The sequence below is a fragment of the Telluria antibiotica genome, assembly GCF_011682055.1.
Lineage (GTDB): Bacteria > Pseudomonadota > Gammaproteobacteria > Burkholderiales > Burkholderiaceae_D > Telluria > Telluria antibiotica.
The window spans coordinates 1-10,773 of the sequence record NZ_JAAQOM010000036.1 but is presented as its reverse complement, the minus strand read 5'-3'; the positions used below and the strand labels follow the sequence as shown (position 1 = coordinate 10,773).

8 protein-coding genes, 1 tRNA gene and 1 pseudogene are annotated in these 10,773 nt (G+C 62.6%); 7 read left to right on the top strand and 3 right to left on the bottom strand.

What is annotated here, in order from left to right:
• Positions 1-175: 175 nt before the first annotated feature.
• Together tsaD and HAV22_RS30600 are read right to left on the bottom strand one after the other, a co-directional pair.
• Positions 176-1,213: a tRNA (adenosine(37)-N6)-threonylcarbamoyltransferase complex transferase subunit TsaD gene (tsaD, locus tag HAV22_RS30605; RefSeq protein ID WP_166865575.1), complete on the bottom strand. Its 1,038-nt coding sequence runs from the start codon at positions 1,211-1,213 to the stop codon at positions 176-178.
• Positions 1,214-1,379: 166 nt separating this feature from the next.
• Positions 1,380-2,438, bottom strand: a complete 1,059-nt coding sequence (locus tag HAV22_RS30600) for a 3-deoxy-7-phosphoheptulonate synthase (RefSeq protein WP_443098499.1) — start codon at positions 2,436-2,438, stop codon at positions 1,380-1,382.
• 124 nt (positions 2,439-2,562) lie between these two features.
• Here HAV22_RS30600 and ybiB point away from each other — a divergent pair, with 124 nt between their 5' ends.
• From ybiB to HAV22_RS30565, 7 genes are all read left to right on the top strand, one after another.
• Positions 2,563-3,534 (top strand): DNA-binding protein YbiB, encoded by a 972-nt coding sequence (gene ybiB / locus HAV22_RS30595; protein WP_166865570.1) that lies wholly within the window; start codon positions 2,563-2,565, stop codon positions 3,532-3,534.
• A gap of 172 nt (positions 3,535-3,706) precedes the next feature.
• A complete protein-coding gene (locus tag HAV22_RS30590; RefSeq protein ID WP_166865568.1) occupies positions 3,707-4,918 on the top strand; it encodes a BaiN/RdsA family NAD(P)/FAD-dependent oxidoreductase in 1,212 nt (403 codons plus the stop codon).
• Between the two features lie 105 nt (positions 4,919-5,023).
• Entirely contained in the window at positions 5,024-5,236 is a 213-nt protein-coding gene (gene rpsU / locus HAV22_RS30585; protein ID WP_005665410.1) for a 30S ribosomal protein S21, read from the top strand.
• Positions 5,237-5,365: 129 nt separating this feature from the next.
• Positions 5,366-5,815, top strand: coding sequence for a GatB/YqeY domain-containing protein (locus tag HAV22_RS30580; protein WP_166865565.1), 450 nt, complete (start codon positions 5,366-5,368; stop codon positions 5,813-5,815).
• A gap of 157 nt (positions 5,816-5,972) precedes the next feature.
• Positions 5,973-7,775: a DNA primase gene (gene dnaG / locus HAV22_RS30575; RefSeq protein WP_166865562.1), complete on the top strand. Its 1,803-nt coding sequence runs from the start codon at positions 5,973-5,975 to the stop codon at positions 7,773-7,775.
• Between the two features lie 268 nt (positions 7,776-8,043).
• A complete protein-coding gene (rpoD, locus tag HAV22_RS30570) occupies positions 8,044-10,254 on the top strand; it encodes an RNA polymerase sigma factor RpoD (RefSeq protein WP_166865559.1) in 2,211 nt (736 codons plus the stop codon).
• Between the two features lie 99 nt (positions 10,255-10,353).
• Positions 10,354-10,432 (top strand) — tRNA-Ile (locus HAV22_RS30565).
• 213 nt (positions 10,433-10,645) lie between these two features.
• Here HAV22_RS30565 and HAV22_RS30560 read toward each other — a convergent pair.
• Positions 10,646-10,773, bottom strand: a pseudogene (locus tag HAV22_RS30560) (IS481 family transposase); the annotation flags it as partial.

The following is a 10,773-nucleotide window of genomic DNA, read 5'->3' as shown; positions in this document are numbered from 1 at the left end:
GGATCAAGGCTCTCAAGAAATTCGGTCTGATCGACCAACCTGCCTGAGTCGCGAGCTGCACAATTTTTGATGGCCTACCCCGGCCAGGCATCCGCACGTCTTTTGGATACGTTCTTTCACGTTACGGCTGGGCACATATCGTAGGGTGGACACCCCGTGCCCACCGAGCATCGAATCAGGCCGGCTCGATCTCGTCCAGCGGCCAGCGCGGCCGCACGTTGAACCCGTACTCGCGCTGCGCCGCATCCGGATTGCGCTCCAGCCGCAGCGCGCCCGCGAACGCGATCATCGCGCCGTTGTCCGTGCAGAATTCCAGTTCCGGGTAATAGACCTTGAAGCGCTTCTTGGCGGCTGCCGCGTCCAGCGACGCGCGCAGCTGGCGGTTCGCGCCCACGCCGCCCGCGATCACGAGGCGTTTCAAGCCCGTGTGCTTCAGCGCCAACACGCATTTCGCCGTCAGCACGTCGACGATGGCATCGACGAAGCCGCGCGCGATGTTCGCCTTGTCCTGCTCGCACACGTTGGCGATGTCGGATGCATTGTTCTTCACGACCGTCAGCACGGCCGTCTTCAGGCCCGAAAAGCTGAAGTTGAAATCCTTCGAATGCAGCATCGGCCGCGGCAGCTTATACGCTTCCGGATCGCCGAATTCCGCCAGGCGCGAAATCGCCGGACCGCCCGGATAGCCGAGGCCCAGCAGCTTGGCCGATTTGTCGAACGCTTCGCCGGCCGCGTCGTCCAGCGTCTCGCCCAGCAAGGTGTAGCGTCCGACGCCGTCCACGCGCATCAGCTGCGTGTGGCCGCCCGACACGAGCAGGGCGATGAACGGAAATTCCGGCCGCTCGCTCGCAAGCAGCGGCGACAGCAGATGGCCTTCGAGGTGGTGCACGCCCAGCACGGGTTTATCCAGCGCGAGCGCCAGGCTGCACGCGACGGACGATCCGACGAGCAGCGCGCCCGCGAGGCCGGGGCCCTGCGTGTAGGCGATGGCATCGATGCGCTCCATCGGCAGGTCGGCCTTCGCCAGTACCTGTTCCAGCAGCGGCAGTGCGCGCCGGATGTGGTCGCGCGACGCCAGTTCCGGCACGACGCCACCGTATTCCTCGTGCATCGCGACCTGCGAGTGCAGTGCGTGGGCCAGCAGGCCGCGCTCCGTGTCGTACAGAGCCAGGCCGGTTTCATCGCAGGAGGATTCGACGCCGAGGACAATCATGGGAAAGCAGGAACAGTATGAGGAAGACAAGGCCGGCGCGCCGGGGCGGCGCGCAATCCGCCATTGTACAGTAGGGTGGAAGGCTCCACCGCCACGTCGATGCCGCGGCGGCGCGTGCGCCGTCCACGCGTTCGGCCGCGCTGCGCCCGCCGCGGAACCGGCTGCATTACGGCCGCTGCAGCAACTCCGCGTGCGCGCTGCGCAGCATGGCTTCCGTGTCGTCCCAGGCGATGCAGCCATCCGTGACGGAGCAGCCATACTTCAGCTGCGACAAATCGCTCGGAATCGGCTGGCTGCCGCCGACGATGTTCGATTCGATCATCACACCGACGAGCGACTGGTTGCCGTGCTTGATCTGCTGGATCACATCCGACATGACGAGCGGCTGCAGTTCCGGCTTTTTGTAGCTGTTGGCGTGCGAGCAGTCGACGACGAGGTTCGCGGGCAGGGCAGCCTTCTTGAGCGCCTGCTCGGCGATCGCGACGGAGACGGAGTCGTAGTTCGGACGGCCGCCGCCGCCGCGCAGGACGACGTGGCCGTAGGCGTTGCCGCGGGTGCGCACGATCGACACGCTGCCCTGGTCGTTGATGCCCAGGAAGGAGTGCGGGCTGGACGACGACAGCACGGCGTTGATGGCGATGCCGACGTCGCCGTCGGTGCCGTTCTTGAAGCCGACTGGCGTGGAGAGGCCGGACGACATCTCGCGGTGGGTCTGCGATTCCGTCGTGCGCGCGCCGATCGCGGTCCAGGCGATCAGGTCGCCCAGGTATTGCGGCGAGATCGGGTCGAGCGCCTCGGTGGCGGTCGGCAGGCCCAGTTCGCACACGTCGAGCAGGAACTGGCGCGCGCGCTCCATGCCGACGTCGACGCGGAACGAGTCGTCCATGAACGGGTCGTTGATATAGCCTTTCCAGCCCGTCGTCGTGCGCGGCTTCTCGAAATACACGCGCATCACGAGCACCATCGTGTCTTCCACTTCGGCCTGCAGCGCCTTCAGGCGGCGCGCATAGTCGAGGCCCGCGACGGGGTCGTGGATCGAGCAGGGGCCGACGACGACGAACAGGCGCTTGTCCTTGCGGTCGAGGATGTTGCGCAGGGTCTCGCGGCCCTTCATCACGGTGGTGAAGGCCTTGTCCGTCAGCGGCAGCTTTTTATGCAGCGCGCTGGGCGTCGGCATGGTCGCGAACGAGGTGACGTTGGTGTTTTCGATATCGGGCGTGATCAGCATGGCAATCGTATTTATTCCGGGAGGGGATCAATGAGTCTAGCCTGAAATCTTACACCCTGCATCGTCTTGCTCAAAAATGTCGCATCTGTGAGCCGCTGCGCGGCGATGGTATGCTGTCAGTATGGACACGACGAACCTCACTGAATCCTTCCCGGCCGCCCGCTTCATCAAGGAGATCGGCCGCGGCGTGAAAGGCGCGCGCAGCATGTCGCGCGACGATGCCAGGCTGCTGTACGCCGCCATGCTCGACGGGCGCGTGTCCGACCTGGAACTGGGCGGCATCCTGCTCGCGATGCGCATCAAGGGCGAATCGGTGGAAGAAATCGCCGGCTTCATGGACGCGGCGGAAAGCTCGTTCGCGCCGCTGCCCGCGCCGCCCGGCGAGTTCGCACCTGTCCTGATCCCCAGCTACAACGGCGCACGCAAGCTGGCCAACCTGACACCCCTGCTGGCGCTGCTGCTCGCGCGCGAGGGTGTGCCCGTGCTCGTGCACGGCGTCCAGGAAGACCCGGGCCGCGTGACGACGGCCGAGATCTTCGCCGAGCTGGGCATCGGCCCCGTCGGTTCCACCGCCGACATGCTCGACGCCTTCGCGAACGGCCGCCCGTGCTTCATGCCCATCGAACTGCTGGCGCCTGAGCTGGCGCACCAGTTGTCGCTGCGCCGCATCCTCGGCGTGCGCAATTCCACGCACACGCTCGTCAAGATCCTGCAGCCGTTCGAAGGCCCGGCGCTGCGCCTCGTGTCGTACACGCACCCGGAATACCTGGCGATGCTGACCGAGTACTTCGCGACGGCCGCCCCGCACGCACGCGGCGACGCCTTCCTCATGCGCGGCACGGAAGGGGAGACGGTGGCGAACGCCAACCGCGCCCAGGAAATCAACTGGTTCCATGCCGGCCAAAAGACGCTGCTGGTCGAGCGCGACGCGCCGACCGACGACCTGGCCCCCGCGCCGGAAGGCCGCGACGCGGCCGCCACCGCCGACTGGATCGCGCGCGCGCTGCGCGGCGAGCAGCCCGTGCCGCCGCCGATCGCGGCGCAGGTGGCGCAGTGCGTGCGGGTGGCGAAGGCACTGCGCGCGACAACTTGATTTTCGTCGAATCGTAGGGTGGGCACCCCGTGCCCACGCGTGACGTTCGCGCGACGTTCGCGTTCGCGTGGGCACAGGGGTGCCCACCCTACTACCGGTAGGCCATATACACGGTTTTCTATTCCCGTCGCGTACAATCTCGCCTTTTGCGCGCAGCATTGACGGAAGAGGCATGGCAAAACACTACGACGTGGCGATCATCGGCGCCGGCGCCGCCGGCATGATGTGTGCCGCCACCGCGGCCAAGCGCGGCAAGCGCGTCCTGCTGGTCGACCACGCGGCCAAGCTGGCCGAAAAGATCCGTATCTCGGGCGGTGGCCGCTGCAACTTCACCAACGTCAACGCCGGTCCGCAGAACTTCCTGTCCGAGAATCCGCATTTCTGCCGCAGCGCCTTGTCGCGCTACACACCGCAGGATTTTCTCGCGCTGGTGAAAAAGCACCGTATCGCCTACCACGAAAAGCACCGCGGCCAGCTGTTCTGCGACGATTCGTCCGAACAGATCATCGCCATGCTGAAGGCCGAATGCGACGCCGGCGGCGTGCAATGGCGGATGCCGTGCAAGGTGGCCGCCGTCACGAAGTCTGCCGAAGGATTCCGCATCGACACGGACGGCGAGCCCATCTTCGCGAGCAATGTCGTCGTCGCAACGGGCGGCCTGTCGATTCCGAAGATCGGGGCCACGGACCTGGGCTACCGCATCGCAAAGCACTTCGACATGAAGATCGTCGAGACGCGTCCCGGCCTCGTCCCCCTGACGTTCGACGGTCCCAGCTGGCAGCCGTTCGTGCCGCTGGCCGGCATCGCGCTCGAAGTCGACGTCGAGACGGGTTCAAAGAAGGGCAAGAACGCCAGGTACGGCTATTTCCGTGAAGACCTGCTGTTCACGCACCGGGGCCTGTCCGGTCCGGCCATCCTGCAGATTTCCAGCTTTTGGCAGCCGGGCACGCCCATCGTGCTGAACCTGCTGCCGGAAATGGACGTGGCGGAAGAGCTGATCGGCATGAAGACGACGGTAAAAAAGCAACTGGGCAATATCTTGTCGCAATGGCTGCCCACGCGCCTGGCGGAAGGCCTGTTGACCGGCAACGGTTTCGCCCTCGACGCGCGCCTGCCCGACATGGCGGATGCGAAATTGCGCAAGCTGGGCGACGCGATCAACCGCTGGGCGATCGTGCCAACGGGATCGGAAGGCTATAAAAAGGCCGAGGTCACGCTGGGTGGCGTCGACACGCGCGAACTGTCGCAGCAGACCATGATGGCGAACAAGGTCCCGGGGCTGTACTTCATTGGCGAAACGGTCGACGTCACCGGATGGCTCGGCGGCTACAACTTCCAGTGGGCATGGGCTTCCGGTGTCGCGGCGGGTGGTGCGATCGAGTGATTCGGTGGCATGTGGCAACTTTGCACATTGATGAAAAACTTCGCACAGCGCCGGAAAAGCTGTTAGAATTTCGTTCTTCCCTAAATCCAACGGTTTCATTTTTACATGACCACTATCCGCCTTAAAGAAAACGAGCCGTTCGAAGTCGCTATGCGTCGCTTCAAGCGCACTATCGAAAAAACCGGTCTGCTGACGGAACTGCGCGCTCGCGAGTTCTACGAGAAGCCGACTGCAGAGCGCAAGCGCAAGCTGGCCGCTGCCGTGAAGCGTCACTACAAGCGCATCCGCAGCCAGCAACTGCCGAAGAAGCTGTACTGATTTACATTCACGCCTGATCCGGTGACGGCCGATTGCCAGTCCCGGTTATGCAAGGCCTGAATCCGACGAAGCCCGCTCCGGTTGTGCCGCAGCGGGTTTTGCCTTTTGCCCCTATCGAATGGAGTTTCCATGAGCTTGAAAGACCAAATCACCGACGACATGAAAGCCGCCATGCGCGCGAAGGACAGCGAGCGCCTCTCCACCATCCGCCTGTTGATCGCCGAGATCAAGCGCAAGGAAGTGGATGAGCGCGTCGAGGTGGACGATGCGCAGGTGGTGGCCATCGTCGAAAAGATGATCAAGCAGCGCAAGGATTCGATTACCCAGTTCGAAAATGGTGGCCGTCAGGATCTGGCCGACAAGGAAAAGTCGGAACTGGCCGTGCTGTCGACCTATATGCCGGCCGGCCTGTCGGATGAGGAAGTCGCCGCCGAAGTGGCCGCCGCCGTCGCCGCATCGGGCGCCGCCGGTCCGCAGGACATGGGCAAGGTGATGGGCATCCTGAAGCCGAAACTGGCAGGCCGTGCCGACATGACGGCCGTCTCGGCCCAGGTCAAGAAAGCGCTGGCAGGCGGCTGATACCGCCACGGCACGGCTGCGGCGTCGCCGCCACGGCCGTGTCTGTTTTTGATGCGCCGGAGCGGCAACGCCATGTTGCATTGTTGCAAATCAACTTGTAACGAGCCCTGCGGTATAGTCTGACCTGGGACAAATACTGTTAGATCAAGTAGATCAAGTGATTCCGCAATCATTCATTACCGATCTGCTCAACCGCGTCGACATCGTCGACGTGGTAGGGCGTTACGTGCAGCTGAAAAAGGGCGGCGCCAATTACATGGGGCTCTGTCCGTTTCACAACGAAAAATCCCCAAGCTTTACCGTCAGCCCGACCAAGCAGTTCTACCACTGCTTCGGCTGCGGCGCCCACGGCACCGCGATCGGTTTCATGATCGAATACTCGGGCATGGGGTTCGTCGACGCCGTCAAGGACCTCGCGCAAAGCGTGGGCATGATCGTGCCCCAGGCCGACGACAAGATCCCGCCGGCCCAGCGCGCAGCCCAGCAGGCGCAGACGCTGGCGCTGTCGGATGCGTTGAACCAGGCATGCGATTTCTACCGTGCCCAGTTGCGCGCTGCGCCGAACGCCATCGCCTACCTGAAGGGCCGCGGCCTGACGGGCGAAGTGGCCGCTCGCTTCGGCCTTGGCTACGCGCCCGGCGGTTGGGACAACCTGCGCTCCGTGTTTCCTGACTATGACGCCGTGGCGCTCGTCGAGTCCGGCCTCGTCATCGACAAGGTCGACGAGGATGGCAACAATAAAAAGCGCTACGACCGCTTCCGGGAACGGATCATGTTTCCGATCCGGAATACGAAAGGGCAGGTGATCGGTTTCGGCGGCCGGGTGCTCGACGGCGGTGAACCGAAATACCTGAACTCGCCGGAAACGCCGCTGTTCCAGAAGGGCCATGAGCTGTACGGCCTGTTCGAGGCGCGCCAGGCGATCCGCGACGCCGGCTACGTGCTGGTGACGGAAGGCTATATGGACGTCGTCGCGCTGGCCCAGCTTGGCTTTCCGCAAGCCGTCGCGACCTTGGGCACCGCGTGCACCAGCACGCACGTGCAAAAGCTGCTGCGCCAGACGGACAACGTCATCTTCAGCTTCGACGGCGACAAGGCCGGCCGTCGCGCCGCCCGTCGCGCGCTGGAAGCGTGCCTGCCGCAAGTGACGGACAACAAGACGATCCGATTCCTGTTCCTGCCGCAAGAGCACGATCCGGACAGCTATGTGCGCGAATTTGGTGCGGACGCGTTCGCCCAGGAAATCAACGAGGCGATGCCGCTATCGCAATTCCTGCTGCGCGAAGTGACGACCGAACACGACCTCGACACGCCGGAAGGCCGGGCACGCGTCCAGTTCGATGCGAAACCGCTGCTGCAATCGATGACGCCGACGGCGCTGCGCCTGCAGATCGTGCGCGGTCTCGCGAACCTGACGGAGTCAACGCCGGCGGAGATCGAAGCGTTGTTCGAGCTGTCGAAGCCGGTCGCCGTCGCACGCAAGGCGCCGCCGCGCCAGGGGCGTCCGGAGCCGGTGGGCCTGGAGTTGCAGATGTCGCGCATCCTCGTCGCCCATCCGGCGCTGGCGCTCGGGCTGGACGAGTCGGCGATGCGGGCCTTCGACCATTTTGGCGTCGAGCAAGCCGAGCGCTTGCGCCAGCTCGTGACCATGGCGCAGGCATTGGGCGCGAACGGGACGTTCGCCGCGTTGTCGGAGCAATTGAAGGAAACCAGTTCGGACTATGACAACCTCATCGCGGCTATCGCGGTGGAACCCGAATCGGATAGCGAAGCCGATCGTGTCTGGCTCGTAAGTGCTGTGAGGCAAGTCAAGAAGGACGTGCTCAAACAGGAGTTAAACCAGTTGTTTTCTTCCGGACTGACCCCAGATCAGGTGAGTGCCCGCTATCGCGAAATCACAGCTCAGCAGCAGCTCTTGGAGCGCGAGGAAGCCAACGACACCCCTGCGAAATTCGCCTGAACGGGGAGCGGCGCCAGGGCGGCGTTCTCGACTGGAAAGAACAGGGGCGCGTGCTATAATAAAACGCTAACTATTGCAAGCATTGAAACGATTTTTCGTGACAATTCGGGCTGGGTGTTTCAGTTAGCTAGGCCACAGTGCGTGGCTGCAGCGTGATGTAAGGTAACAAAACTTTATCTTTAACCATAGTAAAGTGGTCGTTGTGACTTCGAAAGCGCCTGTGCCAACCAAGAAACCCGAAACCAAAGTGGCTACCAAATCCACCAGAATGTCCGCAAAAGTGGACAATTCGCAAGACAAGGCGGAAGCCCGCGTCGCGGGTGTCGCCCCAGTCAACCAGACGACCGACGCGGAAGCCCTCGCCGCGATCGACACGTCGGGTTACGTGCTGCCGGCCGTCAAGGTGCCAGGCCGCCGTGGCCGCAAGCCCAAGGAATTTACCCCCGAGAACGATGAAGTCGCCGCACTGAACGCGGTCGAGCGCGCCGAACTGAAAGCGGTCGACAAGGCCAAGGCCAAGGACCGCAAGGCCAAGGAAAAAGCGCTGCTGAAAGACGCGTTCTCGTCGGACACGGAAGCGAGCGAAGAGGAACTGGAAATCCGCCGCCAGAAGCTCAAGGCCCTGATCAAGTCGGGCAAGGAGCGCGGCTTCCTCACGTATTCCGAGATCAACGACCATCTGCCGGACAACATCGTCGATCCGGAAGCGATCGAAGGCATCATCGGCACGTTCAACGACATGGGCATTGCCGTCTACGAGCACGCGCCCGATGCCGAAACGCTGCTGCTGTCCGATAACGTCGCCACCGTCACCAGCGACGACGAAGCCGAGGCTGCGGCCGAGGCCGCGCTGTCGACCGTCGACTCCGATTTCGGCCGCACCACCGACCCCGTCCGCATGTACATGCGCGAGATGGGCTCCGTCGAGCTGCTGACCCGCGAAGGCGAGATCGAGATCGCCAAACGCATCGAGGACGGCCTGCGCGACATGATCCAGGCGATCTCCGCCTGCCCGGTGACGATCGCCGAAATCATCGACGCGGCTCGCCGCATCGAGAACGACGAGATCAAGATCGACGAAATCGTCGACGGCATGGTCGATGCGGACGAAGACGAATCGACGTCGCCGAGCGCCGTCGCCCCGGCCGCCACCGAGTCCGACGACGACGAGGAAGACGACGAGGAAGAGGAAGAAGAGGAAGAGGAAGAAGAGGCGGGCGCGAGTTCCGGCGCCGCCGGCTATTCCGCCGAACAGCTCGAACAGCTGAAGAATTCGGCCCTCGATAAATTCCGCGAAATCGAACAGCAGTTCGACCGGATGCGCAAGGCGTACGAAAAGCAGGGCTACAACTCGGACGGCTACATCAAGGCCCAGGAAGCGATCTCGAACGAACTGCTCGGCATCCGCTTCACGGCGAAGGTCGTCGAAAAGTTGTGCGACACCTTGCGCGGCCAGGTGGACGAAGTGCGCCACATCGAGAAACAGATCCTGGACGTGGCCGTGAACCGCTGCGGCATGCCGCGCGCCCACTTCATCAAGGTATTCCCGGGCAACGAGACGAACCTAGAGTGGGTCGACGGTGAAGTCAACGCCGGCCACGCCTACAGCGCGATCCTCGGCCGCAATATCCCGACGATCAAGGAACTGCAGCAACGCCTCATCGACCTGCAAGCCCGCGTCGTGTTGCCGCTGCCGGACCTGCGCAACATCAACCGTCAAATGGCGGCTGGTGAAATGAAGGCGCGCAAGGCCAAGCGTGAAATGACGGAAGCGAACTTGCGTCTCGTCATCTCGATCGCGAAGAAGTACACGAACCGCGGCCTGCAATTCCTCGACCTGATCCAGGAAGGCAACATCGGCCTGATGAAGGCGGTGGACAAGTTCGAATACCGTCGCGGCTACAAGTTCTCGACGTATGCGACGTGGTGGATCCGCCAGGCCATCACCCGTTCGATCGCGGACCAGGCGCGCACGATCCGTATTCCGGTGCACATGATCGAAACGATCAACAAGATGAACCGGATTTCGCGCCAGATCCTGCAGGAAACGGGCGCCGAGCCCGATCCGGCGACGCTCGCGATCAAGATGGAAATGCCGGAAGACAAAATCCGGAAGATCATGAAGATCGCGAAAGAGCCGATCTCGATGGAAACGCCGATCGGCGACGACGACGATTCGCATCTGGGCGACTTCATCGAGGACAACAACACGCTGGCGCCGTCTGACGCCGCGCTGCATGCCTCGATGCGCGGTGTTGTAAAGGACGTGCTCGACTCGCTGACGCCGCGCGAAGCGAAGGTGCTGCGCATGCGCTTCGGCATCGAGATGTCGACGGACCACACGCTGGAAGAGGTCGGCAAGCAATTCGACGTCACCCGCGAGCGCATCCGCCAGATCGAAGCGAAGGCACTGCGCAAGCTGCGCCACCCGTCGCGTTCCGACAAGCTGAAGAGCTTCCTCGAGAACAACAGCGGCTGAGGCTTGACGTACCTACGCTAAAACAATATCCTCTCGCCACTTCGGACGCATCGCGACCGCAAGTGGCGAGTTTTTAGCGTCGTCGGATGTACCAGTTTCGGGCCTCTAGCTCATGCCTGGTTAGAGCAGCGGACTCATAATCCGTTGGTGCCCGGTTCGACTCCGGGGAGGCCTACCAATAAAATCAAGGACTTAGGTGAAAGCCTAAGTCCTTTTTTGCTTCTGTTGTCAACATTCTGTCAACGCAGTCTCATCTGCATGTGCAGTTCCGCCCGAAGGTTGACATCAACTAGCGCATCCAGACGTTGCTATTCTTTATCTTCTCGCGGCTATACTTGACGTAGTTCATCAATATGACCTGCTATGGCTAGTCTCTACAAGTACATGTCATCTAAGTGTCCAGTCCCGTTTGATCATAAACGCGTTTGACGAATAATTCTGGACGCTTCTTCTGCCATTCCTTGAGGGCCAGGATGGGCGTTTTTGCGTCGAGCGCACGCTGCGGAATGTGATGGTTGT